26 protein-coding genes and 2 pseudogenes are annotated in these 26801 nt (G+C 70.1%); 15 read left to right on the forward strand and 13 right to left on the reverse strand.

The features are described from left to right. Positions 1-36 precede the first annotated feature (36 nt). The 4 genes from PU704_RS00085 to PU704_RS00100 form a co-directional block, all read right to left on the reverse strand. Entirely contained in the window at positions 37-1809 is a 1773-nt protein-coding gene (locus PU704_RS00085) for a thiamine pyrophosphate-requiring protein (protein ID WP_047804275.1), read from the reverse strand. A 93-nt stretch (positions 1810-1902) separates the two neighbouring features. Continuing rightward, entirely contained in the window at positions 1903-3114 is a 1212-nt protein-coding gene (locus PU704_RS00090; protein WP_047804274.1) for an alcohol dehydrogenase catalytic domain-containing protein, read from the reverse strand. Between the two features lie 3 nt (positions 3115-3117). Further along, entirely contained in the window at positions 3118-3333 is a 216-nt protein-coding gene (locus PU704_RS00095) for a hypothetical protein (RefSeq protein ID WP_047804273.1), read from the reverse strand. Between the two features lie 117 nt (positions 3334-3450). Further along, entirely contained in the window at positions 3451-4584 is a 1134-nt protein-coding gene (locus tag PU704_RS00100; protein ID WP_277549629.1) for a glutathione-independent formaldehyde dehydrogenase, read from the reverse strand. A 402-nt stretch (positions 4585-4986) separates the two neighbouring features. Between PU704_RS00100 and PU704_RS00105 the strand changes: the two genes are divergently transcribed. After that, positions 4987-5670 carry a DsbA family oxidoreductase gene (locus PU704_RS00105; protein WP_075873008.1) on the forward strand — a complete coding sequence of 228 codons (684 nt, stop codon included), beginning with the start codon at positions 4987-4989 and terminating at the stop codon, positions 5668-5670. 145 nt (positions 5671-5815) lie between these two features. Here the strand turns inward: PU704_RS00105 and PU704_RS00110 are convergent, their stop codons facing one another. Together PU704_RS00110 and PU704_RS20020 are read right to left on the reverse strand one after the other, a co-directional pair. Continuing rightward, positions 5816-6007, reverse strand: a complete 192-nt coding sequence (locus tag PU704_RS00110) for a CsbD family protein (RefSeq protein ID WP_047804295.1) — start codon at positions 6005-6007, stop codon at positions 5816-5818. Positions 6008-6357: 350 nt separating this feature from the next. Continuing rightward, positions 6358-6408: pseudogene (locus tag PU704_RS20020) on the reverse strand (hypothetical protein); the annotation flags it as partial. Positions 6409-6996: 588 nt separating this feature from the next. On the opposite strand from PU704_RS20020, the gene PU704_RS00115 reads away from it, so the two are divergent. The 5 genes from PU704_RS00115 (at position 6997) to PU704_RS00135 (ending at position 11053) form a co-directional block, all read left to right on the forward strand. Further along, positions 6997-7362, forward strand: a complete 366-nt coding sequence (locus tag PU704_RS00115) for a hypothetical protein (RefSeq protein WP_053005002.1) — start codon at positions 6997-6999, stop codon at positions 7360-7362. A gap of 8 nt (positions 7363-7370) precedes the next feature. Continuing rightward, on the forward strand, positions 7371-7811 hold the full coding sequence (locus PU704_RS00120; RefSeq protein WP_277549630.1) for a hypothetical protein: 441 nt from the start codon (positions 7371-7373) through the stop codon (positions 7809-7811). A 130-nt stretch (positions 7812-7941) separates the two neighbouring features. Beyond that, complete coding sequence (locus PU704_RS00125; protein WP_277549631.1) at positions 7942-8418, forward strand: DUF4383 domain-containing protein; 477 nt, start codon at positions 7942-7944, stop codon at positions 8416-8418. A 753-nt stretch (positions 8419-9171) separates the two neighbouring features. Next, a complete protein-coding gene (locus tag PU704_RS00130) occupies positions 9172-10425 on the forward strand; it encodes a cytochrome P450 (protein WP_277549632.1) in 1254 nt (417 codons plus the stop codon). A gap of 334 nt (positions 10426-10759) precedes the next feature. Beyond that, positions 10760-11053 (forward strand): hypothetical protein, encoded by a 294-nt coding sequence (locus PU704_RS00135; RefSeq protein ID WP_277549633.1) that lies wholly within the window; start codon positions 10760-10762, stop codon positions 11051-11053. 145 nt (positions 11054-11198) lie between these two features. Here the strand turns inward: PU704_RS00135 and PU704_RS00140 are convergent, their stop codons facing one another. Next, positions 11199-12185 carry a cation diffusion facilitator family transporter gene (locus PU704_RS00140; RefSeq protein WP_277549635.1) on the reverse strand — a complete coding sequence of 329 codons (987 nt, stop codon included), beginning with the start codon at positions 12183-12185 and terminating at the stop codon, positions 11199-11201. Beyond that, complete coding sequence (locus PU704_RS00145; RefSeq protein WP_277549636.1) at positions 12185-12880, reverse strand: transporter substrate-binding domain-containing protein; 696 nt, start codon at positions 12878-12880, stop codon at positions 12185-12187. The genes PU704_RS00140 and PU704_RS00145 overlap by 1 nt, the downstream gene beginning before the upstream one ends. Before the next feature lie 1081 nt (positions 12881-13961). Here PU704_RS00145 and PU704_RS00150 point away from each other — a divergent pair. Then, positions 13962-14987 (forward strand): zinc-binding alcohol dehydrogenase family protein, encoded by a 1026-nt coding sequence (locus tag PU704_RS00150; RefSeq protein WP_277549637.1) that lies wholly within the window; start codon positions 13962-13964, stop codon positions 14985-14987. Between the two features lie 75 nt (positions 14988-15062). Here the strand turns inward: PU704_RS00150 and PU704_RS00155 are convergent, their stop codons facing one another. Continuing rightward, the gene (locus PU704_RS00155) at positions 15063-15413 is read right to left on the reverse strand and encodes an ArsR/SmtB family transcription factor (RefSeq protein WP_277549638.1); all 351 of its coding nucleotides are present in this window, start codon (positions 15411-15413) and stop codon (positions 15063-15065) included. A 139-nt stretch (positions 15414-15552) separates the two neighbouring features. Here PU704_RS00155 and PU704_RS00160 point away from each other — a divergent pair, with 139 nt between their 5' ends. Both PU704_RS00160 and PU704_RS00165 read left to right on the forward strand, forming a co-directional pair. After that, positions 15553-16641, forward strand: a complete 1089-nt coding sequence (locus PU704_RS00160) for an NADH:flavin oxidoreductase/NADH oxidase (protein ID WP_047804262.1) — start codon at positions 15553-15555, stop codon at positions 16639-16641. A gap of 42 nt (positions 16642-16683) precedes the next feature. After that, positions 16684-17733 carry an NAD(P)-dependent alcohol dehydrogenase gene (locus PU704_RS00165; protein WP_277549639.1) on the forward strand — a complete coding sequence of 350 codons (1050 nt, stop codon included), beginning with the start codon at positions 16684-16686 and terminating at the stop codon, positions 17731-17733. 217 nt (positions 17734-17950) lie between these two features. Here PU704_RS00165 and PU704_RS00170 read toward each other — a convergent pair whose 3' ends face one another. Next, a complete protein-coding gene (locus PU704_RS00170) occupies positions 17951-18850 on the reverse strand; it encodes an SDR family oxidoreductase (protein WP_277549640.1) in 900 nt (299 codons plus the stop codon). 237 nt (positions 18851-19087) lie between these two features. On the opposite strand from PU704_RS00170, the pseudogene PU704_RS00175 reads away from it, so the two are divergent. The 4 genes and pseudogenes from PU704_RS00175 to PU704_RS00190 all read left to right on the forward strand — a co-directional run. Continuing rightward, positions 19088-19334: pseudogene (locus PU704_RS00175) on the forward strand (NAD(P)-dependent alcohol dehydrogenase); the annotation flags it as partial. Between the two features lie 477 nt (positions 19335-19811). Continuing rightward, positions 19812-20147: an LbetaH domain-containing protein gene (locus PU704_RS00180; protein ID WP_238985948.1), complete on the forward strand. Its 336-nt coding sequence runs from the start codon at positions 19812-19814 to the stop codon at positions 20145-20147. 199 nt (positions 20148-20346) lie between these two features. Continuing rightward, positions 20347-20757: an excalibur calcium-binding domain-containing protein gene (locus PU704_RS00185; RefSeq protein ID WP_047801714.1), complete on the forward strand. Its 411-nt coding sequence runs from the start codon at positions 20347-20349 to the stop codon at positions 20755-20757. Positions 20758-21078: 321 nt separating this feature from the next. Continuing rightward, a complete protein-coding gene (locus PU704_RS00190; protein ID WP_255396306.1) occupies positions 21079-21483 on the forward strand; it encodes a nucleoside 2-deoxyribosyltransferase in 405 nt (134 codons plus the stop codon). A 585-nt stretch (positions 21484-22068) separates the two neighbouring features. Here the strand turns inward: PU704_RS00190 and PU704_RS00195 are convergent. Continuing rightward, complete coding sequence (locus tag PU704_RS00195) at positions 22069-22482, reverse strand: winged helix-turn-helix transcriptional regulator (protein ID WP_277549641.1); 414 nt, start codon at positions 22480-22482, stop codon at positions 22069-22071. 142 nt (positions 22483-22624) lie between these two features. On the opposite strand from PU704_RS00195, the gene PU704_RS00200 reads away from it, so the two are divergent. Together PU704_RS00200 and PU704_RS00205 are read left to right on the forward strand one after the other, a co-directional pair. Then, on the forward strand, positions 22625-23269 hold the full coding sequence (locus PU704_RS00200) for an NAD(P)-dependent oxidoreductase (RefSeq protein WP_047801712.1): 645 nt from the start codon (positions 22625-22627) through the stop codon (positions 23267-23269). A gap of 296 nt (positions 23270-23565) precedes the next feature. Then, the gene (locus PU704_RS00205; protein WP_277549642.1) at positions 23566-24690 is read left to right on the forward strand and encodes a calcium/sodium antiporter; all 1125 of its coding nucleotides are present in this window, start codon (positions 23566-23568) and stop codon (positions 24688-24690) included. Between the two features lie 375 nt (positions 24691-25065). Here the strand turns inward: PU704_RS00205 and PU704_RS00210 are convergent, their stop codons facing one another. Together PU704_RS00210 and PU704_RS00215 are read right to left on the reverse strand one after the other, a co-directional pair. Next, positions 25066-25962 carry a LysR family transcriptional regulator gene (locus PU704_RS00210; protein ID WP_075872701.1) on the reverse strand — a complete coding sequence of 299 codons (897 nt, stop codon included), beginning with the start codon at positions 25960-25962 and terminating at the stop codon, positions 25066-25068. Positions 25963-25986: 24 nt separating this feature from the next. Beyond that, entirely contained in the window at positions 25987-26661 is a 675-nt protein-coding gene (locus PU704_RS00215; RefSeq protein WP_277549643.1) for an SDR family NAD(P)-dependent oxidoreductase, read from the reverse strand. Positions 26662-26801 lie beyond the last annotated feature (140 nt).

Consider the following 26801-nt stretch of genomic DNA (forward strand, 5'->3'; position numbering starts at 1 on the left):
GCGGATGGATCGATGTCGCCGGGTGCCGTGCTCGGGTCACTGGCGCTGATCCCCCTCGTGCGTGCGTTGGGCCCGCAGCTGCTCGGCGGCGCGGTCGTTGTTCTCCTGGGTGAGGCCGGTGAGCATCTGCTCGATCTGGCTCTGTGTTGCCCGTGGGGGCAGCAACGGTGTGGCGGGGTCGACGACTGCTTCGATCACGGTCGGCCGGTCGGCGGTCAGGGCGGTGGTCCAGGCGCCGTCGATGTCCTCGGGGCGGTCGATCCGGATGCCCTCGAGGCCGAGCATTCGGGCGTAGTCGGCGAAGGGGAAGGCCGGGACGTCCTGGGAGGCGGGGAAGCGGGGGTCTCCCTCCATCTCGCGCTGCTCCCAGGAGACCTCGGCGAGGTCGCCGTTGTGCAGGACGAGCACCACGAAACGTGGGTCGGCCCAGTCGCGCCAGCGGGAGGCGACGGTGATCAGCTCGGCGTTGCCGCTCATCTGCATGGCCCCGTCCCCGGCCAGCGCCACCACGGGCCGGTCGGGGTGGGCGAGCTTGGCGGCGAGCCCGTAGGGCATCGCCGAACCCATGCAGGCCAGGGTGGAGGACAGGTGCGCCGGCACCCCGGCCGGTAGGCGCAGGAAGCGGGCGTACCAGTAGACGACCGAGCCGACGTCGACGGCGACCTGCGCGTCTGCCGGCAGACGCCCTGACAGGGTGGCTATGACGGCTTGCGGGTTGAGGGGCTGGCCCGGTTGGGCGCAGCGGTCCTGGGCCACCTGCCGCCAGGTGGTCACCATGTCCTCCACCTCCCGGCGCCAGGGTCGCTCGGACCCCGTGAGCCGGGGCAGCAGGGCGCGCAGGGTTTCGGTGGCGTCTCCGGCCAGGGCCACCTCCACCGGGTACTTCGCGCCCAGGTTCCGGGCGTTGATGTCGATCTGCACGGCCCGGGCCTGCCCGGGGGCGGGATAGAACTCGGTCCAGGGGTCGTTGCTGCCCACGATCAGCAGGGTGTCGCATCCGGCCAGCAGATCGGCCGCCGCGGTGGTGCCGAGATGCCCCATCACCCCGCACGCCCAGGGAAGGGACTCGTCGACCACCGGTTTGCCGAGCAGTGAGGTCGCCACTCCGGCGCCCAGCCGCTCGACCACCTTCGCCACCTCCGGGGCGGCGCCGGCGGCGCCCTGGCCGACCAGCAGCGCCACGCGTTGACCGCTGTTGAGCAATCGTGCCGCCCGGTCCAGGTCCTCCTCGGGCGGGATGACCCGAGGAAGTGCGGTGACCGGTGCGCTGGGCACGATCCCGTGGGTATGCTCCTGCTCCGGGACCTCGGCCTGCTGGATGTCGTGGGGCACGATCACGCAGGTGGGGCTGGAGGTGGCGATCGCGGTGCGGAAGGCGTTGTCGAGCACCGCCTCCAGCTGCTCGGGGGCCGAGACGGTCTGGACGTACTGGGCGCAGACGTCCTTGAACAAGGTCGGCAGCTCCACTTCCTGCTGGTAGCCGCTGCCTTGGGCAGTGGTGACGACGTGGCCCACGATCGACACGACCGGTGTGCTGTCGAGCTTCGCGTCGTAGAGCCCGGCCAGCAGGTGCACGGCGCCGGGGCCCTGGGTGGCCAGGCACACCCCGACTTCTCCGGTGTACTTGGCGTGGCCGGTGGCCATGAATGCGGCCATCTCCTCGTGCCGGGCGGAGACGAACTCGATGTCCTCCTCCACCCGGGCCAGGGCGGCCAGCAGCGGGTCCACCCCGTCCCCGGCGTAGCCGAACACCCGGTGCGTTCCCCAGGCGCGCAGCCGGCCCACGATCCCGTCGGCGACATTGCCCATCTCGTTCCTCCTCGTGGTGCTTTCCGGGCCCGTGCTGCGGCGGCAGAGCGGCTGTCCTGCGACTGCCTCACCCGTGACGCAACGGCCCAGCTGTCATTCGGTGGTCAGCACGGTCTTGAGCCAGCCCTCGTCGCGGCGGTCGAAGCTCAGGTACGCGTCGACCACGTCGTCGAGGGGCTCGCGCTGGGTGACGAAGGGGGCCGGGTCGAACAATCCGGCGGCGACCAGGTCCAGCAGGGGAGGGGTGACCGACCGGTGGTCGCAGTTGCCGGCCCGCAGGGTGAGGTTCTTGTTGGTGGCGGCCCCGATGGGGAAGGAGGTCAGGTCCGGGGAGAACACCCCGATCATGCCGATCCGCCCGTACTTCGCCACGGACTCCACCGCCCACTGGGCCGACAGGGACGGGGCGTTGCCCGGCACCCAGTTCTCGCCCTGGACGTTGGTCTCCGGGGCGGTCTGGGCCACCTCGGCGGCGAACTGCTCGGTGCGCGCGGCGTACTTCTCCGCGGCAGGGCCGCGGGCCGGGCGCTGGGCGTCGACCCCGACGGCCTCGATGACGGCGTCCACGCCCACGCCCATCGTGGCGTCCATGATCGCCTCCACCGGGTCCTCGGCGTTGAAGTCGATGACCTCGGCGTTCTGCTCCAGGGCCTTGACGAGCCGGGTCTGCACCCCGTCGACCGCCCACACCCGGCCCGCGCCCTGGCGGTAGGCGGCGGCGATCGCCAGCTGCCCCACGATCCCGGCGCCGTAGACGGCCACCGTGTCCCCGCGCCGGATCCCGGCCAGCTGCGCGCCGAACCAGGCGGTGGGGAAGATGTCGGAGAGCAGGATCGCGTCGTCGTCGGAGACATTGTCCGGGATCGGGATGAGGGTGTTGGAGGCCCACGGGATGCGGGCGTACTCGGCCTGCAGCCCGTCCACCGGGCCGGTGGGCGCGGGGCCGCCGAAGAAACAGGTGCCGGCGGCCGGGCCGTTGGGGTTGGCCACGTCGCACTGGGCGGTCTGGCCCATCCGGCAGTAGCGGCACACCCCGCAGGACATGGTCGAGCACACGATCACCCGGTCCCCGGGGGACAGGCCCCGCACCGAGGCACCGACCTCCTCGACCACGCCCACGGCCTCGTGGCCCAGGATCGTGCCCTCGTGCATGCCGGCCATGGTGCCGCGGATGAAGTGCAGGTCGGTGCCGCAGATCGCGGACCGGGTGATGCGCACGATGGCGTCGTTCGCATCCTGGATCGAGGGGTCGGCCACGTCGTCGAGGCGGATGTCGCCCTCGCCGTGCCATACCAGTGCCTTCATGGGTCAAGCTCCTTCGTCAGAGGTGGGCGCTTCAAGGTTGTTGCCGTGGCCGGCGTCGTCGGCCGGGTCGGTCGGGGTGTCCTCCGCTCCGGCTTCGCCGTGCTGGTCCAGCCGGGGAGGGTGGGTCTTCTTCGCAGGGTGACCGGGGGCCCGTGGGGTGGCGTGGGGTGGGGCCGCACCGGGGTCGTCCCCGTGGTCGTCCGGGGTGGTCTGGGGCATGTACGCCCCTCCTTCCGTCCTGGATCCAGTCGGGGGTGATCTTCTCCCCGCCTCGAGGTCGGTGCCGGCGGGCCCAGAGGCGGCGGCACCGGAGATGTCGTCGGTGCGCCGGTGGAGTCAGGGGTGGAGGAGGACCTTGGTGTACCCGTCGAGGCGCTTGTCGAACTTGTCATAGGCGGTCACGGCCTGATCCAGGGACACCTCGTGGGAGACGATCCAGGACGGGGTGGAGCGCCCGGAGATGATCAGATCGCGCAGCTCACGGTTGTACTTCTTCACCGGGCACTGCCCGGTGCCGATGCTGATGCCCTTGGTGAAGGCGGCCCCGAAGTCGAAGGGAATCCGCCCTTCCTCGGCCAGCGGGTAGGCCGCCTCCGGGTCCTGGGGAACGTACACCCCGACCACCCCGATGGCCCCGGTGGCGCGCACGACCTTGACCAGGTTGTCGAGCACCATCTCGGGGTGTTCCTCCCCGGTGGCGTCGTGGGCCTGGTAGCCGACCGCCTCGATCCCGCAGTCCACCCCGAACCCTCCGGTGGCCTCGGTGATGGCCTCGGTGGGGTCGGTGTCGGCGAAGTTGATCGGGCTCGCCCCGATCTGCTCGGCCAGCTTCAGCCGGTCGGGTTCCTTGTCCACGACGAACACGCGCGCTGCGCCTTTCAGGTAGGCGCTGTGGGCGGCCATCAGACCCACGGGTCCGGCCCCGAACACCGCTACGGTCTTGCCGGGGGAGACCTGAGCCATTTCTGCGCCGTGGTAGCCGGTGGGGAAGATGTCCGAGAGCATCGTGAAGTCGGACTCGTGCTCGGTGCCCTCCGGCAGGTGGAGCAGATTGAAGTCGGCCCAGGGCACCCGCAGGTACTCGGCCTGCCCACCCCAGTAAGGACCCATCATCGGATAGCCGTAGCCGGCCCCGGGCTGCCCGGAAGGATTGGCCCGCAGGCAGGCATTGGTGTAGCCGTGATTGCAGTTGCGGCAAGTGCCACAGGCGAGGTTGAACGGCACCGAGACCCGGTCCCCGACCTTGATCCGCCCCACGCCGGAGCCGACCTCCTCGACCACACCCATGTTCTCGTGGCCCAGCACCATCCCGGCGTCCAGGTCCGCCCGGCCCTCGTAGGGGTGCAGGTCGGAGCCGCAGATGTTGGCGGTGGTGATCCGGATGACCGCATCCAGCGGATGCTCGATCTTGGGGTCTTCGACGTTCTCGATCGCCAGCTCGTAGGGGGCCTTGAAGACGACGGCTTTCATGCGTGCTCCTTCTGACTCGGCGGTCCGGGCCCGGCAGGCGCAGACCGCCGTGGTGGCCGCTGTCGCCGGCACTGCTGAGAGGACGGCGCCGGCTGCAGGTGTCTCAGGTGTTCACGTGCACTCCGGCAACCATAAGCACGCTTACGCATCAGCCACAACCCCTCGATTCCCAGCGCACCCGCTGGTCAGCCGCTTGCTCGGCCGTGAAGACGTGAACAGGAGCCGATCGCCGGGCAGGGGTTACCTCTGCGGGGAGGGGTCGATAGCGTGGGCATCATCGGTGCCCGGTGCTGAAGTGGGTTCCCGACCCGGGTGCCGTCTTCCATTCGATGCACGACCGACCCTGCTGCCCTGGATGGTGCCGGACCTTCAGCGACGGCACTCACGAAGGAGGTCGATCTGATGGCCATTGATGTCACCCCGGGCACGGTGGTGCTCTACACGGACATCGTCTGTGCCTGGTCGACGCTGTCGTTGCGACGGTTCTACGCCGAGCGGGAGAAGGCCGGACTCACCGAGGCCGTGCGGGTCGACCACCGGCTGTTCCTGCTCGAGGACCTCAACCGGTTCCCGATCCCGAAGAACTATCTGGATGCGGAGACCCCGGTGGTCGGGGCGCTGGACCCGGAACTGGGCTGGAAGCCCTGGCAGGGCGACCCTTCGACGTGGCCGATCACCTCGCTGCTGGCCAACGAGGCCGTGCACGCGGCCAAGTCCCAGTCCTGGGCGGCGGCCGAGGAGCTGGACATGGCCCTGCGCCTGGCGTTCTTCCGCGATTCGAGGCCGATCAGCCTGCTGCACGAGATCCTCGACGTCGCCGCCGGTTGCCCGGCGGTGGACACCGACGACCTCGTCGAGGCTTTGGATGAGGGGCGGGCGCGGGGGCCGATGATGGCCGACTACCGCGCCCACCACGGGCAGGTGCAGGGCAGCCCGCACTGGTTCCTGGCCGACGGCACCGACGTGCACAACCCCGGTATCCAACTGCACTGGGTCGGGGAGGCCGGGGCCGGGTTCCCCGTGGTCGATGCCGATGACCCCACGGCGATGGCGAACCTGGTGGCCCGGGCCGCGTCGGACAGGTAGTCGCCCGGGCGGGGCCCTCATTCGTCCGGCACGTCTGTCCTGCGACTCTTCCGTGACGGGTCGGCGTTCGACATGCACGTAGACCGGCCGGGGCCGGATCGTGGGCTGCCTGGGCTTCCCGGCAGCTCGCCGGGGGCAGTGCGGACTACGGCTGGTCCCCGCTGATGTCCTGGGCGGCGCCCTCGACGTCCTGACCATGGCCTCCGGCTCGGCCCACGGCGTTCTGCGCCAGCCCCTGCGCCTGCAGCTCCGCGTTGCCGGTGGCCGCGCCGAGCCTGTCCTTGGCCGCTCCCACCGCCCGGTCGGTCGTGGCGCCGATCCTGTCCGCGAGTCCCATCGGCGTCTCCTTCGACGTGGTGCACGAAAGAGCCCTCTGCTGGACCAGGGCCCACGGTGGACGACCCACCCCCGGAGTGCCCCGGACCTCGAGGATTGCGACCGATGCGGCGCAGCAGACGGTGGAGCAGGGGAGGCCACCGCCGCCGCCGCTGCCGCCGCAGGCGGACGTTTCCCGGGGTCGGAGCGCGAGGCCTTGCCGCGGCGAGGAATTTTGTCGCGGGCCGTGGACCGGGGGTGGTTCGCGGCGGGGTGGGCGTGGTCCGGGGGCCTGTTCCTGGTGGGGGAGGGTGCGGTGGTGCTGAGGTGTTCGGCGACCTGGCGCAATTCGGTGTTGGTGCGGGAGCTGGCGGTGCGCAACAGCAGGAAGGCTTGTTGGTCGGTGATCTTGTACCCCTCCATAAGGACAGCGAGGAGGTGGCCCCGGCGGCGGCGTGGGCGAAGGCGGGCCAGCGGTCCTCGTGTGCGAGGTCCGGCACGCACACGATCCGCTCCTGGTAGATCGCGTCCAGGCAGGGGCCCTGGTGGTGTTGTTGCTGGAGGCCGTCCACGACGGCCGGCAACTCGGAGGAGGGGGCGTGGGAGCGGAGGCGGCGCCGGTCCTCGAGCACCGAGATGGAGGCCGTGGCGGCTCCGGGGACGAGATCCAGGGCGGCGTGGACCATGGCGGCCAGGGTGGCGTCGAAGTCGGTCTCCTGCTGCAGGGCGCGGGCCAGCTCGCCGAGCTGAGCGGCCAGATCCCCGGGGCGGGCCTGTCCCGAGCAGAGGCCCTGGTCGGCGCGGGGGCCGGCGGGCAGGCCGCACGCCGGTACCGGCCGGGCGGTAGCGGCCGCCCGTGCGGCCGAGGACAGGCGGAACCAGCGGCGGCGGCACGTGCCGTGCTGCCGGCTGCCGGGCGTGGGGTGTTGGCCAGCGCAGGGTAAGTGTGCTTAGGGTGGGGGGACGGTTGAGAAGTGGCCGCACGTCTTCTGTTGGGAAGCAGGTGCTGTCATGGAGCCGAAAATCGCTGTCGTGGTGCAGGTGGATCTGGACGGGCGGCAGGTGCGGATCGAGGTCACCGGTGCGGTGACCGAGAACAATCAGCGGGGCTTGTGCCCGGTGATCGGCCGCGCTCGCCGGCTGGTGCCGGGCATCCAGGTGGTGGTGGATCTGCGCGGGGCCGAGTCCGTGGAGGCGGCCGCGATGGATCTGCTGCGTTGGTCGGCCGAGCACGAGAACCCGGCCGCAGGGGCGCGGAAAGTCAAGTTCCTGCTGGCCAGCCCCGGTGCCGCACCGGCGACCTCGACCCTCGAGGACGCCAGGCCACTGGGCCTTCCCACGATGCACGCGGCACCCGAAGCCGAGGTCACCAGATGAGCGCGGTGATGTCAGGCGTGGATGGTGTTGGCTCGCTGGCCCGCGGGGGACCCGATGTGCCCGAAGGGGCCCGGACATTCTCGGCCCCGGGTCTGCCGTTCGCCATGGCCCTGGGGGCGCTGCTCGGGCTGGTCGGCTGGTCGCTGCTGGCAACAGCCGGTCCCGGACAGGAATGGGTGGCGTTGCTGTGGCTGATCTGCGCAGCCGGTCTGGTGCCGATGCTGACGACGCTGCCCGACCGGCGCGACACCACCACCCACCGCCTCGGGGCGGCAGGCCTGCTGGCCACCGGGACCTCGGGACTGACCGTGGTGTTGACTGCCGGGTCCGCAGGGGTGCTGGCCGTACCGTTCCTGCCCCTGCTGGTCGCCTACACCGCCCTGCTGATGACCACCGGTGAGGAGGTGCCACCACAGACCGGCCGACACCAGATCGCCGCCCATGGGTGACGGTCCGTACCCCCGCCACCATCCCCATCACGTGCGCAACCAGGCGTGGCAGTGCTGACCGGCACCTGGCCGCCGAATTCACGGCCCCTGCCCGGAGTCGTGCCCACCACGATCGAAACGAGGCAAGACCATGACCGTTCCCACCCACCGCACCACCCCCCGCCGTTCGCCCGTCCAGACCGCCGCTCTTTTGTACGGCGCGGTCTTCCTGCTCGTGGGCCTCGCCGGGTTCATCCCCGGCATCACCACGAACTACGACCAGCTCATGGTCGCCGGCCACCACTCCGAGGCCATGCTCCTGGGCATCTTCCAGGTGTCCTGGTTGCACAACATCGTCCACCTGCTCTACGGCGTGGCCGGTCTCGCTCTGGCCCGCTCCGCCTCCGGGGCGCGCCACTACCTGCTGTGGGGCGGGGTGGTCTACCTGGTCCTGTGGATCTACGGTCTGCTCGTGGGCCAGGAGTCGCAGGCGAACTTCGTTCCGCTGAACACCGCCGACGACTGGCTGCACCTGTTCCTGGGCGTGACCATGGTGGGCCTGTCCTTCCTGCGCCGCGACACCCACGACCGCAGCGCCACGCACAACACCACCGGCCCGGCCTACTGACCAGCAGTTCCCGGCAGGGGAGCACGACAGCGGCGAGCAGTCCGCCGTCCCGGCACCGACCGGCCTCACCGCACCGTGCTCGGGAAGACTCCCGGCTGTGCCCGTCCGTTCCGTGTCATGCGGGACGGGCGGGCACCTCTGCTGCCGGGCAGCAGAGGTCGTGCGAAATGGGATGATGCCCGGCCCCACCGCTGCAGAACACCCAGGAACACCGCGGCGGCGCTGCAGCCCCGGCACAGGGCCGCAGCGAGGGGATGAGCACGAAGCAGATCCACCTGGGCGGGCCCACCGCCCGCTCGGGTCGATCCCACCGCTGCGCGCCCTCGATGCCGCGTAGACGCCCCGGATCGTGGCCGCCGGGACGGTGTGTCCGGGCGCGGTGCGGGTGGGAGTACGGATCAACGGCACCCTGACCGGCCGGCGCTGCTGCCGGCTGCGCGACCTGCACTGACGGCGCCCCACACCCGGTGTTCGGACCGCCCCCCCGAGAACGGCTCCTGCACCATACGCGTCAGGCCAGCGGCCCTCGCCGCGGGCTCTTCATATGGCCCTGTCAGGGGCTTCGTCGTTCTGGGGAGTCCGCGCGGTTCGGGGCAGGACCTCGGTGCGGTGTCCGCCTTCATCCCCGGGGCGTGGGGGCGGACAAGGGGCATCACTACGATGAGGAACCCGGCATCACGAACGTTCCCGGCCGACCATCGACACCGTTCAACGATCGGAGATCCCATGAGAACCGTCCATGCGCACACTCGCGTGAGCGACCGCACCTTAGATCTGCTGCGGGACGGATACACCTTCGCCGACACGGTGCGCGCCCGGATCGGCAACCTCGCGACCCGGGCTGCGCCGCTGAAGCTGATGGGCGGGCCGGCGCTGCTGATCCGTGGAACGGAGGCGGTGCGCTTCTTCTACGACACCGACAAGTTCCGCCGGGCCGGGGCGATGCCGCTGGCGGTGAAAGCGCCGCTGTTCGGGCGCGGAGCCGTGCACGGGCTCGACGACGACTCCCACCGGCACCGCAAGCAGTTGTTCATGCACGCCACTACGCCCGAGCGGGTCGAGGTCCTGGTGGCGGAGGTGGACCGGGAATGGGCCCGGGTGCTGGAGGGCGCTGGGACGCTCAATGTCTACGAGGCCTCGGTGGGGGTCTTCGGCCGCGCGGTGCTGTCCTGGGCGGGCACCGGCATGGACGCCCCCCAGATGGAGGACCGGGCGCAGCGACTGGCGGCGATCGTCGAGGGCTTCGGGGTGCCCGGGCCCCCGTGGGTCCGGGCGATGCTCGCCCGCCGCGACAGCGACGCCTGGGCGAAGGGCCTGATCACCCGGGCCCGTACGGACGAGGGCTGCGCCGGGCAGGGAGCAGGGCAGGCGCCCGCGCTGGATCTGGTCGCGGCCCACCGTGATGCGGACGGGCAGCTGCTGGACGAGCACACCGCCGGTGTGGAGCTGCAGAACATGGTCCGTCCCACGATCGCGGTCAGCCGCTTCGCGGCGTTCATCGCGCTGGCCCTGCACGAGCACCCGGACTGGGTCGCACGCCTGCGCGCTGAGACCACCGAGCGGGGCACCACGGTGGGAGGCCCCCTGGCCCGTGCCTTCGCCCACGAGGTGCGCCGGGTGTATCCGTTCGTGCCGATGCTTCCCGCCCGGGCACGCTGTCCCATGCAGTGGGGTGGGCAGCAGATCCGCACCGGTCAGCGGGTGCTGCTGGACATCCTGGGCACCAACAACGACCCCGGCGAGTGGGAGCGTCCCGCCGATTTCGATCCGGAGCGGTTCCTGGACCTGGACCCGACCGCGATCGAGAACTTCGTCCCCCAGGGCGGCGGCTCGGCCGAGGCCGGACACCGGTGCCCTGGGGAAGACATCACGGTGGGGCTGATGGCGGTGACCGCGGCACACCTGGCCGGGCGCGACTGGACCGCGGAGGACGCCGGCATGAGCTTCGATCTGCACCGCATGCCCACCCGCCCCCAGGGCGGCCCCGTGCTGCAGTTCACTCCCTGAGAGCTACCGTTCCCGTCCTTCGCTCTATCGATCACCTCGGTGCCGGTGCCGGTGCCGCGGACGGAACAGGGGCCCGGGATCCTGTTGCCCTGGGCACAACACCTGCACCGCGCAGCCGAGGTCTGCGGGGGCCGATCACGGACAGGCATGGGCGCAGGAAACACTGTGGACCGAGGCCGTGGGTGCTGACAGAACGCCGCTCTGGGCCCTGCGACGTCACCGAGTTGAGCCGGGAGCGGGCCCGACGCAGACTGCTGTGCAGGTCCAGCAGACGGCCTTCCGTCACCGACCGGCGCCCCGTTGCGGGGCGTGCCCGGGCTCGGGGAGGATCCGCATGGAAGAGGACGTCGTAGCCATGGTCCAGGCCTACCGGCTGGGCCGGCTGCTCGGACAGGCCCGTCTGCCGCCAAGAGAGGTGTGGTCGCGGTACGTGCACGCCGGTGGCACGGTCGGTGAGCACGAGGTCGAGGCCTACATCCACAGCGCCCTGATGCCGCCGGCCGCAGAGCGTGACGCCCTGGCCCGGGCCGCCAACGAGCTCACCGCCCGCCTGGGGCTGGTGCCCGCCCCGTCCAGCGGTCAGCTGTGGGGCCGGATCCGGCTCCACCCCGAGACCCGCCCGCGATGACCGACCCGGCCGGGCGGCACTCATCCGCGACGGCCCCCGTGGCATGCGCCTCGCGACCGTGACGCAACCCCGTCCGGCCGACCCGAGGCGGGCACAGGTGGTGACCAGGCGGTGCGTGGTCTGTGATGGGGACCGTGCTCGGCGCTCAGGCCCGGGGGGCGTGCCGCTCGAGGACGTCCGGCAGCTTCGGGACGGTGGCCACGACGGCGTCGCGGATCTTCCAGTCCAGGCCCAGCAGACCGGCCCGGGCGGCCTCCAGCCGTTCGGGGGTCGCGGTCTCCAGGGGTTCGGGGACCACGAATCCCTCCACATGGAAGACCTGGCCCTCGTCACGGACCCGGGCGGCGGCGGTGTGCACCCAGTCCAGGGACCGCAGGTAGGCGTCGATCTCGCCCAGCAGCGGATGCGGGTCCTTGTTGTCCACGCTGGTGGGGCGGGCGTCGATCAGCCCGGCCACGGCCGCGCGCAGGTTGGTGATCCCGTCCCTGAGGATGGAGGTGGCGATGACGATCGCCGCTGCCGCGTCGGCCCACCACCAGCCCAGCCCGATCCCGGCCACCCCTACCAGGGCCGACAGGGAGGTCATCCAGTCGGCCTTGTTCATGTCCGCGTCCGCGTAGAGGACCTTGTTGTGCAGGCCTGGGGCGAGCTTCAGCTTCTTCCGGCCCAGGATCACCGGGGGGATCGCGGTGGCCACCATGGCGGCCATCATCAGCCAGCCCAGCCAGATGGTGGTGCCGAAGAGCTGGATCCCGCCGATGGTGGGGTGGTCGACGGTGACGAGGGCGATGATCGAGTCCACGATGAGGTATCCGCCCATCACGACCAGGGCGGTGGCCGCGACCACGTGGGAGATCCCGATGGCCCGGTGGTAGCCGAAGGGCTGTTCGGCGGTGGCGGGCCGGCGGGTGATGCGCACTCCGATGAGGAAGGCGATCGGGGGGATGAAGGAGAGCATGTCCTCGATCCAGGCGGTCTTCATCGCCTGGGAGTTGCCCATCACCGCGTAGACCAGCCCGACGATGAACACCAGGGACACGATGGTGATCCACTCCAGGCGTACCGCCTTGCGCAGATCCCGGGCGATCTCCTCGGGCAGCGGCTCGTCGTCGACGTTGTGCTTGGTGCCCATCACTGCTGCCCTCCCCGGGTCTGCAGGAACTCGTCGAGGTCCAGCAGGAATGCGTTTTCGCCCTTGCGCACGGCCATCACATGCTTCTCGGTCTGGCCGAACTCGTCGACGGTCTGCGTGTAGGGGCGGGTGAGCCCGACCTTCTGCTTCCAGGGGGTCCTGTCGGTGAGCCCGCCGATGACCATGTCCAGGTCCCCGTGCTCGAGCTGGTCCACCAGCTCTTCCTCCCCATCGGCGGTCCACTCCACCTCGGCGTCCAGGGTGCTCGCGTAGTCCTCCACCAGCGCCACCTCGCGCCCGGACGGTGCAGGGCCGGCCACGGAGACAAAGGGCTCATTGTGCGAGATCCCCACCCGCAGCACCGATCCGGTAACCCGCTCCAGCGTCTTGTGCGGGTCTGCCGGGTAGGAGGCCGCACACCCGGTGGCCACCAGCACCAGGACCACCCCCAGCCCGATAATCAGCTTTCTGATGATGAGGCTCATGCCATGACGGTAGACCCGCTCGGGCGGATTGTCCCGCACCGAACCCCCGCGGGTGGCCCCGCCACCGGTGGTCGGGGCGCTGGACCCGGAGCTGGGCGGGAAGCCCTGGCAGGACGACCCCTCGACGTGGCCGATCACCTCGCTGCTGGCCAACGAGGCCGTGCACGCGGCCAAGGCCCAGGCGTGGGCGGCGGCCGAGGAGCTGGACATGGCCCTGCGCCTGGCCTTCCTCCGTGGCTCGGGACCGATCAGCCTGTTGCACGAGGTCCTGGGCCTCGCCGCCGGCTGCCCCGCCGTGGACACCGACGACCCCACGGCGATGGCGGATCTGGTGGCCCGGGCGGCGGCTGCCGGCCAGGCACCGCCGAAGGCATCATCGTCGGGGCAGTGGCCTCGCCCGTCCAGCCGGTCTCGTCCACGGAGGCGGGATGGGGCGGGTGTCGGTGCGCACCTGCGGCTCGTGGTGCCGGATTCTCTCTGCCGGACAGTCGTGCTGGAGGGGGAGCGGGCCATTCCTGGTCCTCCACGATGTCCCGGGCGGCGCCCTCGACGTCCTGACCATGGCCTCCGGCTCGGCCCACGGCGTTCTGCGCCAGCCCCTGCGCCTGCAGCTCCGCGTTGCCGGTGGCCGCGCCGGGCCTGTCCTTGGCCGCTCCCACCGCCCGGTCGGTCGTGGCGCCGATCCTGTCTGCGAGTCCCAGCGGTGTCTCCTTCGACGTGGTGCACGAAAGAGCCCTCTGCTGGACCAGGGCCCACGGTGGACGACCCGCCATCGGATCTGGCAGCAGACCGAGGATCGTGACCCCGGCGCATAGGGGGTGGAGCAGAGCGAGACCGCCGCTCGTGATTCCGCAATGTCCGGATGTCAGTGGCCACCTGACGTGAGATGTGGCCGGTTGCCGGACGCCTCGATGAGGGCGGGCTCCATGGTGGCACCAGCGGCGGCTCGATGGTGCGCGGAGTGTTCGCGGCGAGGCCGGACACCCGGCACCTTGCACATGGCCGACTATCGGTCACCTGGGACTGTCCGGTGGGGCGCAGGTTCAGCATGGTCGGTCCCCGGCTGGGCTGGGAGCAGCTCACGCCGGGGTCAAGGCCGGGGTGGCTTTCGCGGGCCGCGTCGAGGGCGCCGATCGCAGCGTTCGGGGCCTCTGGACGCCGGCAAGTCCGAGAGCCGGCGTGAAGGGGGGGCGGGGTGGGCCGCCGGATCGCGATGTGCCGTTCACCGGGTTGAGGGAGAGGATGGGTGCACTAACGCTCGTGTTGACCTGTCTCACCAGGGAGGAAACCCATGACCAGTCCTCAGCCGGCTGTCACGACCACCACCGCCTACCTCGCCCAAGCAGGGCGGGAATTGGACGACCCAGGCGCATTCCTCACCAGCACCGTCACGATTCCGGACCTGCGTCCGCACGACCTCCTCGTCCGCGTTCACGCGGTGTCGGTCAATCCCGTGGACATCAAGTCCCGCGATGCGATGTCCAGCGGCACCCGACAACTGGGCTGGGACGCCTCTGGCGTGGTCGAGGCGGTGGGATCGGCGGTGACCCGCTTCACCGTCGAGGACGAGGTGTGGTACGCCGGCGACATCACCCGGCCGGGCACGAACGCCGACCTGCACGCTGTCGATGAGCGCATCGTGGGACACAAGCCCACCACACTGGAGCACCCAGCTGCAGCAGCTCTTCCGCTGACCGCTATCACGGCCTGGGAAAGCCTGTTTGACCGCTTCCGTCTCACGGCCGACAGCACTGGAACCCTTCTCGTGGTCGGAGCCCCCGGAGGTGTCGGCTCGATTCTCATTCAACTGGCGAAGAAGTTCACCGGGTTGACCGTCATCGCCACCGCCGCGCGCCCTGAGACCCGTGAATGGGTCGTTTCCCTCGGGGCTGATCATGTCGTTGATCATCGCAACCTCACCGAAGAGACTCAGGATCTGGTCCCTGAGGGGGTCGACTATGTGTTCACTGCGCATTCGGCAGGAAATGTCCAGGCCTTCGCGGAAATCACCAAGCCGTTCGCTCAGATCACTGCGATCGACGACCCGGATGCCTTGGACCTGTTGCCTCTCAAGGCCAAGTCCATCACCTGGCATTGGGAACTCATGTTCACCCGATCGATGTTCGCCACCTCCGACATGATCGAGCAGGGCAACCTCCTCGACGAAGTCGCCCGCCTGGTGGACGACGGCACGGTGCGCAGCACCGTGACCACCGTGATACCCGGGTTGGACGCCGAAGGGCTCCGTGCAGCCCACCAGTTGGTCGCCGCTGGAACGGCTATCGGGAAGATTGTCGTCAGCCGACACCGGGACTGATGATGCGACCGTCTGACGGAGCCGGCGAACCGGCCTGCCGGAGACCGCGCAGGAGTCACGAAGCTCGACTGTTCCTCAAGGCTGAAGTGGGGGAATCCCGTGCTGCCTCGCCACGGCCAGGATGGTGTCCAGCAGACCGGGGAACAGGGCCTCGAGGTCGTCCCGGCGCAGGGCGTTCATGCGCGAGGTGCCCCGGTAGGACTGACGGATCAGACCCGCCTCGCGCAGCACGCGGAAGTGGTGGGTGGCGGTGGATTTGGTCACCGGAAGACGGAAGGACACGCACGCCATCTCGGTGTGGCCGGCGGCGAGGTCGCCCACGATGCGCAGGCGCACCGGGTCGGCCAGGGCAGCGAGCACGGCTTCCAGGGTGATCTCCTCCCGGGCCGGATGCGCGATCATCCGGGCAGATGGCGTGGTGGGCACGGATTCCCCTCTCTGTCGCGGTGGCCACAGTCTACGAGAGCCTTCGTACTACGTCCTCTGTCGTAGTACGGTGGTCGACGTACCAGGCGACGGCGCCTGCGAGATGATCCGCCAGTCCTGCGACGGAAGGAACGCGCCCATGAGCGCCCTGTTCGAACCGATCACCCTGCGGTCAGTCACCGTGCCCAACCGGGTGTGGATGTCCCCGATGTGCATGTACTCGGCCGAGGCCGACGGGCCGCAGGCCGGGGTTCCGACCGACTTCCATTTCCAGCACCTGGTCAGCCGAGCAGCCGGTGGGGTGGGTCTGGTGATGGTCGAGGCCACCGCAGTGCGCCCCGAGGGGCGCATCACCCCGTGGGACCTGGGGCTGTGGAACGAGGCGCAGCAGGAGGCGTTCACCGGCCTCACGACCGCGATCTCCGCCCAGGGGGCGGTGCCGGCGATCCAGCTGGCCCATGCCGGGCGCAAGGCCTCCACGGATCGCCCGTGGCGCGGTGGCGGTGCGGTGGTCGAGTCCGCGGGCGGATGGCCCACGGTCGCTGCCAGCCCGCAAGCCTTCGGCGACCTGCCCGCGCCGCAGGAAATGGGCGTGGAGGAGATCCGGGTTCTGGTGGAGGACTTCGCCGCTGCTGCGCGGCGAGCCTCTGCCGCAGGGTTCCAGGCGGTGGAGATCCACGGGGCTCACGGGTACCTGCTCAACTCCTTCCTCTCCCCGGTGGCCAACCGGCGTGTCGATGACTACGGCGGGTCCTTCGAGAACCGCGCCCGTCTGGTTCTGGAGGTGGTCGACGCCGTCCGGGGCGTGTGGCCGGCGGAGCTGCCGGTGTTCTTCCGGGTCTCGGCCACCGACTGGGTGCACGAGGCCGAGGGGACCGAAGCCTGGACCGGGCAGGACACCGTGCGTCTGGCCGGGCTGCTGAAGGACCACGGGGTGGACCTGCTCGACACCTCCACCGGTGGGATGGTGCCGCATGTGCGCATTCCTGTCACCCCGGGCTACCAGGTTCCCTTCGCCGAGGCCGTGCGCACCTCCACCGGGCTGCCCACCGGCGCGGTCGGGCTGATCACCGACCCCCGACAGGCCGAGGCCATCGTGGCCGAGGGCCGGGCCGACGTCGTGCTGCTGGGCCGGGAACTGTTGCGGGACCCGTACTGGGCCAACCATGCCGCCGCTGAGCTCTCCGGTCCGGCCCGGGTGCCCGTCCAGTACGAGTACGCCATCTGACGTCCTGTCCATTTCTTGACCGCCCAACCCCAGGAGGCTGCTGTGCCCACGTCCGTTCCCGCCCTGCTCGCCCCGAGTGCCGGCGCTCCTTTCGAGCGCGGCACGATCGAACGCCGCGACCTCGGCTCCCACGATGTGCTGATCGACATCGCCTACGCCGGTATCTGCCACTCCGACATCCACCAGGCCCGGCAGGAATGGGGACAGGCGATCTTCCCCATGGTTCCCGGCCACGAGATCGCCGGCGTGGTCGCGGCCGTGGGAGAGAAGGTCACCGCCCATGCCGTGGGTGATCGGGTCGGCATCGGCTGCTTCGTGGACTCCTGCCGGGAGTGCGAGAACTGTCTGGCCGGGGAGGAGCAGTTCTGCACCAGCGGGATGGTGGCCACGTACAACGGTCGCCAGTACTCCGGGGAAGCCACCTACGGTGGGTACAGCACGCAGATCGTCGCCGATGAGAACTACGTTCTGCGCATCCCCGAGAATCTCGCCCTTGATGTGGCGGCCCCGCTGTTGTGCGCGGGCATCACCACCTACTCCCCGCTGAAGCACTGGGGTGCGGGCCCGGGCCAGAAGGTCGCTGTGGTGGGGATGGGCGGGCTGGGCCACGTGGCCGTGAAGATCGCCCGCGCCATGGGCGCGGAAGTGACCGTGCTGTCCCAGTCGCTGTCGAAGCAGGAGGACGGTCTGCGCTTCGGCGCCGAGCACTACTACGCCACGAAGAACGAGGCCACCTTCCACCAGTTGCGCGGCAGCTTCGACCTCATCCTCAATACCGTCTCGGCCGACCTTGACGTCGACGCGTTGCTGGGGTTGCTGCGGGTCAACGGCTCCCTGGTCTACGTCGGGCTGCCCGAGGATGCACAGGCGTTCAGCGTCTTCTCCCTCGTGCGCGGGCGCCGCAGCCTGGCCGGATCCAATATCGGTGGAATCTGTGAGACCCAGGAGATGCTGGACTTCTGCGCCCAGCACGGCATCGGGGCCGAGATCGAACTCATCGGTGCCGACGACGTGACCGAGGCCTACGACCGGGTGGTCGCCAGTGACGTGCGCTACCGCTTCGTCATCGACACGGCCACCATCCCGGCCTGACCCCTCTATCACGCCCAACGACGACGGCGGGGGTGCTGAGGACTCCGGTTCTCAGCACCCCCGCCGTCATCGATGCAGGTCCAGGTGTCAAAGGCAGAGTCTTCTCGCTCTGCGCTGATGCCGTTCTCGAGACTGTTGATCGATCCGACGTCCCGCAACACGTCCGAGGCCCTTGGCCCCTCCGTGTCCGTGCCGGCATCGTGTGGCGTTCAGCGGATCAGGGGGTGGGCATCCCGCCGGTCGCGGCCAGGGTCTCGCCGCTGACGTAGCTGGACTCCTGGGAGGCCAGGAACACGTAGGCCGGGGCCATCTCGGCCGGCTGCCCGGGACGGCCCATCGGGGCCTCGGAGGCGCCGAACTCGGGCAGCTTCTCCGGGGGCTGCCCGCCCACGACCTGCAGCGGGGTCCACACCGGGCCCGGGGCGACCACGTTGACCCGGATGCCCTTGGGCGCCAGCTGGGCGGCCAGGGACTTGCTGAAGCCGTTGATCGCGTACTTCGTGGAGGCGTAGTCCAGCAGGATCGGGGCCGGCTGGTAGCCCTGGATCGAGGAGGTGTTGATGATCGCCGAGCCCGGGGCCAGGTGCGGGACCGCGGCCTTGCACAGCCAGAACATCGCGTACACGTTGGTCTTGTAGGTCTCGTCGAACTGCTCGTCGGTCAGCTGAAGGATGTCCGGGCAGTGCTGCTGCTTGCCGGCGATGTTGGCCAGGATGTCGATCCCGCCCAGCTCGGCCACGGCGGTGGCGATCAGCTGCTCGCAGTAGGCCTTGTCGGTCACGTCCCCCGGCACGGCCACCGCCCGGCGCCCGGCGGCCTCCACCAGCTCCACGACCTCCCGGGCGTCGGCCTCCTCGGCGGGCAGGTAGGACAGCACCACGTCGGCGCCCTCCCGGGCGTAGGCGATCGCGGTGGCCCGGCCGATCCCGGAGTCCGCCCCGGTCACCACCGCCCTGCGGCCCTCCAGCCGCCCGGAGCCGCGGTAGCTGGACTCCCCGGAGTCCGGCTTCGGCGCCATCTCCTGCTGCAGGCCCGGACCCTCCTGCTGCTGCTCGAAGCTCTCGTCGGGGCCCGGGTACTGGGTGGTCGGATCCTGCATCGTGTACTGATCGGCCATGATCGCCTCCATATTCGTCAGGTTGCTTTCCAATCAACCTGTCACGCCCTGAGGGTCACGTCAACGGTTCCGGCTCGCCGCGAACACCTTCGAGCAGTGCACCAGTGGTGCGAGCGGTCTTCCTGTCGTACGGGGCAGGCGCTGGCTTCCTCTCCGTGCCCGAGTCCCTGGACTTCGCCGCCGCTGCGCCGCTGCTGTGCGCCGGGATCACCACCTACTCCCTGCTGCGCCGCTGGGGTGCGGGCCCCGGCGGAGCCGCTGAGCCTGAACGTCTTCTCCCTGATCGGGGGCCGGTCGCACCTGCACCGGCTCGATGATCGGCGGCATCGCAGAGACCCAGGAGATGCTCGACTGCTGCGCCGAGCACGGCATCGTCCCCGAGACCGAGCTCATCGGCGCCTCCTCCATCAACGAGGCCTACCAGCGAGTGCTGGCCTCGGAGGTGCGCTACCGCTTCGTCATCGACACCGCCACCCTGGCCTGAGCCCACGCACCATGCGGACACGCTCCGTGGCACCGGCACCGGCACCGGCACCGGCACCGGCACCGGCACCGGCACCGGCACCGGCACCGGCATCGCGGCCCGAGCCCGCGGTGCCGGTCGGGACAACACGCAGGCCTGGCCCTGCCGCCCTCGGCCTGCGCACCCGCCGCACGGCCGTGATGCTTCCGGCCGTGTTGACCGCGACTCCGACGGCCTGCCGCACCACCGGCTCTTCCCCGGAGCCCCGTCCGGCGTCGACCCCGGCCAGGACGGAGGACACCGACGAGATCAGCACCCCATCCGCCGCAGCAGGCGTCCCGATCATCCTCGACATCGAGGGCACCGCGGCGACCGGAACCCTGTTCGACAACACCGCCGCACGCTCCCTGGCCGACCAGCTGCCCCCTGGAACTGACCGACCTTCTGGAGGAGCTCAACGCCGGGCGCACCATCACTGGGGACTCGCCTCTGCACGAGGTGAGGCGCCGGACGAGCCAGGAGGCCCTGCGCATCACCGGGGAGCTCGACGGCGGACACCGGGAGCCGGCCCGGGTGCGGGAGCTTTCGACCCAGCTGACCGGCAAATCGATCGATGAGTCGGTGACGGTGTTCCCGCTCTTCCACGCCGACCTCGGCAAGAACATCACCCTCGGCACACGGGTCTTCATCATTTCCGGGTGCACCTTCCAGGACCAGGGTGGGGCGGTCATCGGCGACGACTGCCTGATCGGGGGCACAGCACGGTGCTGGCCACGCTCAACCACGACCTCGTTCTCAGCCGCCGGGCGGACATGCACCCGGCGCCCATCGTGATCGGGAACAACGTGTGGATCGGCTCCCACACCACCGTGCTGCCGTCCGCTCCGCTGAAACCGCCCCGGAGATGCGCTACGGGTAGCCCGTCCGCATACCGACTTGTCACAAACGTGTTGCTGTCCTCGAATTCGCGATTGTGAGCCAATTCATGGGTACGGTTCGAAGGTCATCACTGCTCGCGAAAGTTGAGAGACCCATGAGAAGAAGTGTTGCCGGCTCCGCCCTGATCGCTGCTGTCGGATTCTCCGCTCTGACCGCAGCCCCGGCCTCCGCCCTGTCGTTCCCGCTGTTCGAGAGCTGCGATGCCGCAGCGGGCGCGGGCGTCTACAACATTCCCGTCGGGGACCCCCGCTACACCCCGGAGCTGGACTCCGACGCGGACGGGGTGGCGTGCGAGAACGCCGACTACGCATACGTTCCGCTGCCTCCGGTCGGTGATGTCCCCACCGATCCGCAGATCGAGCAGATGCCGGTCGGCGGTGCGGACACCGGGGTGGCCATGGCCCCGGAGAAGTCCAACACCGGGATCGTCGCCCTCGGCCTCGTCGGACTCGGCGGTGCCGCCGGCGGCGTGGTGCTCGCCGGCCGCCGGAGCATGCGCGCCTGACTCGCCCAGTGGCTGAACTGCCCCTGCGTTCTGGTCGGCGCGGAGCCGTTCAGCTGCGCTGAGCAGTCCGGGACTTCGCGGGCCCCGGCACCTGCAGGTGCCGGGGCCCGCGTCGTCGTGTCGCACGGAAGCCGAGGCGGTTCAGCCTTCGCTGCCCGTGCAGTGCAGCAGGTCGTGGTGCCGGCGGGCGAGCTGGGAGCGGTGGTGGAGCAGGAAACAGGAGGGGCTCGTTGGCCGGCTCGTCCTCGTGCGTTAAGGCATGTTGCGTGGCGGCAACCCGTCTGGGCGCCTCACGCCATACGGTGTCTTGCACTACCACTGATGGCTGAGGTTGGGGAGTTGACGGCAATGGCGCCGAAGACCGTTTTTCTGGCTTTCGCGGAGCAGGACGAGTTGTTCCGGGATCTGTTCACCGCGCAATGGGCCCGGGCCGGGGATCAGGCCCGGTTCCTGGACTCGCCCGGAGACGGGACGTGCCCGGGCGAGTGGAAGAAGGACGTGCGGGAGCGGATCCGCGCCTGCGACGGAGTGATCGCGCTGGTCGGCGGCTACACGCCGGACTCGGCCGAAGCGTTGTGGCAGATCCGGTGCGCGGTGGATGCGGGCAAGCCGCTGCTGGGCCTGTGGGTGGAGACCGGGCACCGGGCGAAGCCGATGGAGATGGGCCCGGCGCGCTGTGAGTCCTGGACGTGGGAGAACATCGGAGACTTCATCAACCGGCTGTAGTCCGGAGTTCCCCGGAGTTCTCGGGTGGGCGGCGCCGATTGCGGTCACGCCCGCGCCCTGCAGGGGGATCAGCCCAGGGGGTCGTTGCCTCCCGGCTCTGCCGCGCAGCCATCAGGGTTCCGCCGGTGCACGCGGTGCGCTTCTCGTGGACCTGTGCTTCGGCACTGCCTTCTCTGGTGCGGCGGTTTTCGACCCGCACCGCCTCCGGCGGAGCAGGGTGGAGGTGTGCGGCGGACGGCGTGCCGGTGTGAGCGGACGAGAAGGCAGGCACATGCAGGGGCGACTGTGCGTTCGTCGTCCCGGCATCCCAGGTGCACGGTTCGGCCCCGGGGCAACCCGCGTCTCCGGTGCGGGCCCACAGTGAGAGTGGGGTGCCTCTGTGCATCGACAAGAACCGGCGCACCCTGGGGACCGCCCATGCGGGCCGCTGCACGCGTCTGTCGACGCCGGACGAATACTGAGCAGATGCAACGGTGACGAGAAAGCACTCCGCGTGGACACCACGTACCCTGGTGCCGGTCGAACCATGTGCAGGCAACAGCAGTGGTCTCCGTCCCACCTGGTTCGCAAGTGGCCCGCTACCGGTCATCGGGCCGGCTCGGGTGCCATCCCTCCGTGATGCTGTCCCGCCTGGTGGCCTGCGATGTCGTAGCGCTGCCGTGCGGCGAGGATCGCCGGCATGTGCGTGGTGGCCCAGTCCTCCAGGGCCTTCAGCGGTTCCTGCAGGGTGTGCCCGGCCTCGGTGAGCTCGTACTCCACCCGCGGCGGGACCTGTGGGTACACCGTGCGCGTCACCAGTCCGTCGCGCTGCAGAGCACGCAGCGTCTGGGTGAGCATCTTCTGAGACACGCCGTCGATCCGGGCGGCCAGCTGCGAGAAGCGCAACGGCCCGTCGTTCAGGGCGCCCACGACCAGGACCGTCCACCGATCACCGATCCGATCCAGCACCTGCCGTGACGGGCAGTGGCGGCTGTAGGGATCTGCGGCTTCCTCGCGCATGCGGTGTCCTTTCCAGTTACTGCGGCACCCATAACATACTTTCAGGTGCCTACTTCCTCTCGGTGTGCTGGTTACTTAGGGTAACTGTTGGTGTTTCGCACCGGTAGATCTGTCATTTCCACTGTCGAAGGAGCAGCAACCCATGGCACGGATCAAGGTTCTCGGCGGCACCGGCTACGCCGGGTCGCACATCGTGGCCGAAGCGGTCGAACGCGGTCACGAGGTCACTTCCTACAGCCGCACCACCCCGGCCGCACCGGTCGAGGGCGCCACCTACGTCACAGGCTCCGTCTTCGACGACGCGTTCCTCACCCAGGCCGTGACGGAGACGGACGTGGTCATCGAAACGCTCTCGCCCCGGGGAGAGCTCGAGGGCAAGCTCGAAGGCGTCGTCGACAAGCTCGCCGATCTGGCCCAGGACGCCGGGATCCGACTGGGGGTCATCGGCGGGGCCGGGTCCTTGCTGGTCGCCGAGGGCGGCCCGAAGCTGATGGACACCGAGGGCTTCCCCTCCGAGTTCCTGCCCGAGGTCCGGACCGGTGAGGCGCTGCTGAAGGCCCTGCAGGCCCGGCCCGAACAGCTGGACTGGTTCTACGTCAGCCCCGCCGCCGGCTTCGGCGCCTTCGCCCCCGGACAGGCCACCGGCACCTACCGCGTCGGCGGCGACGTGCTGCTGACCGATGAGCAGGGCAACTCGTTCATCTCCGGGGCGGACCTGGCCACCGCCGTCGTCGACGAGATCGAGGCCCCGGCGCACCGCCGCAGACGCTTCACCGTCGCCTACTGAGCGTGCAACCATCCGGGCCCCGATCCGGGGGCCGGGGCGCCACGGTCATGGCCGGCCCGACGGCTCCGATGCCCAGGGGCGCGGCCATGAAGTGCCGCGGCCCGTCGTCCTCCATCGACCGGTCCGCGCCGATTCCTCAAGTGGTCCGCAACGGACTGGCCAGGGGGACGTAGGCGGATCGACCTGCGCCCCACCTCGGGACGACCGTCCCGCACCGAGCGGGGGCCATCCACTGCTCGTGGGGTGCGGTGCTCACCGCGCCACGTGGAAGGCCCGGGCTACGTACACTCCTGCCCATGGACCCTCTGGACGCAGGACGGATCGTGGCCGGGCTGGTGCTGCTGGTGCTGGGCGGGGAGTTCTTGGTGCGAGGAGCATCAGCCCTGGCCCGGCGTGTGGGCATCTCGTCCTTGGTGGTCGGGCTCACCGTGGTCTCGGCGGCCACCTCGGCACCGGAGCTGGCTGTGACCGTCGGGGCCGTCCTGCGCGATGAACCGGGGCTGGCCGTGGGCAACGTGGTGGGCAGCAACATCGTCAACGTCCTGCTGATCCTCGGGCTCTCCGCACTGGTTCTTCCCCTGGCCGTGAAGCAACGGCTGGTGCGGTTCGACCTGCCCCTGATGGTCGCCATGTCGGTCGGGCTGCTGGTCGTGTCCCTCGACGGTCGGATCACCGCGGTGGACGGGCTGATCCTCTTCTGCGCTGTGGTCGCGCACACGGTGCTGACCGTGGTCCTGAGCAGGCGGAATGCGAGGTCCCCGGCCCGTGCCGCGAGCCCGGCCGGCGGCTCGTCCGTCCCCGATGCCGCCGGAGAGGCCGCGGAGCCGCCGCCTGCGTCGATCGGCAGGTCGCTGCTGCTGGTGGTGCTGGGGGTTGCCCTGCTGGTGGCCGGGGCGACGCTGCTCGTCGAAGGCGCGGTGAACATCGCCACCACGCTGGGGGTGAGCAGCCTGGTGGTCGGACTGACCGTGGTGGCCGTGGGGACGTCGCTGCCCGAGCTGGCGACCTCGATCATCGCGGTGCGCCGGGGCCAACGCGACCTGGCCGTGGGCAATGTGGTGGGCAGCAACATCTTCAACATCGGGGTGGTGCTCGGGCTGCCCGCTCTGATCGCTCCGGACGGCGTCCCCGTGTCCGGTGCCGCGGCGGCCCTCGACATGCCGGTGATGCTGGCGGCCGCCGTCGCGCTGCTGCCCATCGCGTTCACCGGGTTCGCGGTGGCCCGCTGGGAGGGCGCCCTCTTCGTCGCCCTGTACCTGGCCTACACCGGATATGTCGTCCTGGCCGCCACCGCACACGACGCACTGGAAGGGTTCACCGCGGTCATGGCCTGGTTCGTGCTGCCGCTGATCGCGGTGACCCTCGTCTCCTTCACCGCCTACGAGATCGGGCTGCGCCAGGGGCGCCGAACACCCGGCTGAACCACGGGCGCCTTTGGACGTACCCAGTCCGGGGGTGCCCGACGAACGACCCGGCTCCGGCTGGCCGCACGGGGCGCCGGTTCACTGTCTGCTCCGGGGCCTTCTTCCTGCTGGCCGTCCCGTTCCCGCACCTGTCCGCGACAGCTCTCGTTGCCGGGGCGGCCTTCTTCACCGCGGCAGTGGCTGCGCTCGCCGCCACCGCCTGGCTCCGCGCCCTCGGCCCAGGACCGCTCGAACGGATCGTGGCATGCACGGCCGCACTCGGGGCAGGGCTGCGGCGGCAGCACCGCGCGCATGAGGTGGTGTGGAGGGTGGGCGTGTGCCACCTCGACGACCAGCTGCTGTGCGGCACGCCGCGGCCAGGTCCAGCGGCGACTACGGCTGCACCGCGAGATCCCCGCGGAAGGAGACGATCTCCGCCTGCGGAACGAACATGCTCGCGAACGCTCTCGCGGACGGCGACGGGTCGGAGCAGGTGGCAAGGTGCACCTCCCACTCCGGGGCGTCGGCGAGCGGCGTGTGCACGAGGTGCTGGGCTACCTGCTTCGCGGCGATCGACTCGGGCACCATCGCCATCCCGAAGCCGCGGGTGACAAGATCGACGAGCATGTGCACGTCGTTGGCCTCGACCATCGTGCGACGTGTCACACCGGCGGCGGCGAGCGCTGCGTCGAGGACGCGCCGCGCCTCCCAGGTGTCACCGAAGTCGACGGTGCGGACATCCTGAAGATCCGCAAGCGACGTGTACGGCACGTCCGTGTGCGAGAGCGCGACGAACGGCTCTCGACGCAGCAGCAAGCTGTCGTGCACGGGGACGGATCCCGCCGGTGCGGCGATGAGAGCGACGTCGAGGCGCCCCTCGTCGAGCATCGGGGCAAGGCGTGAGCTCACGTCCTGGACGAACTCGAGATCGGCGGCGGGGTGCTCGCCTGCGAACGACGTCAGGATGTCGACGATGTCGACAGCGCCGCCGAGACACTGCTCGGCGCCGATGCGCAGCTCAGCGCGCCCGGGCTCGTCGCCGATGACCGCGCGCTGGGCCTCGCGCACCTGCTCGAGGATCCGCTCGGCCCGCGGCCGGAACGCCGCGCCCGGACTCGTCAGGGACGCGCCCTGGCGACCGCGCGTGAACAGCTGAGTCCCGAGCTCGCGCTCGAGCGAGCGGATCGACGCCGACAGTCCGGGCTGGGAGACGAACGAGCGCTCGGCCGCACGCGTGAAGCTGCTCTCCTCGGCGACGGCGATGAAGAACTCCAGCTGACGAACATCCATACCCGACACGTTAGTCGGGCTGGGTCAGTACGGCTGCGTCTCCAGCTCGGTGGCGAACACCCGCAGCTGGCTGCGCTGGGTGTGCATCTGCCACAGTTTCTCCGCGAGCACCTGCGGATCCTTCTGCTCGTCGCCCGGGATGATCGCGCCGGGGATGATGAGCTGGCCGACGTAGATCGGCTCGTCCTTCAGCGCCTGGTTCAGCATTTCGACGTATGCGGTCTCGCCGGCGAACCCGATCGAGGTGCCCGCGAAGTGCTGCACCGGCTGCACAGCGCTTCCGCCGTTGACGAAGAGAAGGGAGCCCTTCTTCAGCACGCGCATGCCCTGCAGCACCTGGTGCACGCCGGCGACGGGACCGTAGACCGAGAACTCGACGGCGGCCCTGATGTCCCCGACCGTGGACTCCAGGAGCGGTCGCAGGAACTCCTTCTGCGGCAGCGGGTTCCACGACAGCACCTCGATGAGGCCGAGGTCCTGGGTCGCCTGGTCGAGGGCCGCGACGAGGCTGTCGGTGTCGCGCACGTTCGCCGCGTAGCCCTTCGCGGTGAAGCCGTCAGCGACCAGGTCGGAGGCCAGCTGGTCGACCCGTTCCTGGTTCCGGGAGATGAGGGCCAGGCTGTAGCCCTCCCGGCCGAAGCGTCGGGCGAGCGCCTCGCCAAGGTTTCGTCCTGCTCCGATGATCGCGAAAGTCGTCATGCCGAACATGCTAGGTCGGATGCTCCTCGCCGGCGGTCAGCCGTTCGATAGCGATCTCCTATGGAACCAGCGAAATACGCCGCCGGCCGAGAACGGTTGTGCTTCGTGGCTGCGGGTTCCCGGAGCCGACCGCTGATGAA

It is taken from the genome of Kocuria oceani (genome assembly GCF_029524215.1).
Taxonomy (GTDB): domain Bacteria; phylum Actinomycetota; class Actinomycetes; order Actinomycetales; family Micrococcaceae; genus Kocuria; species Kocuria oceani.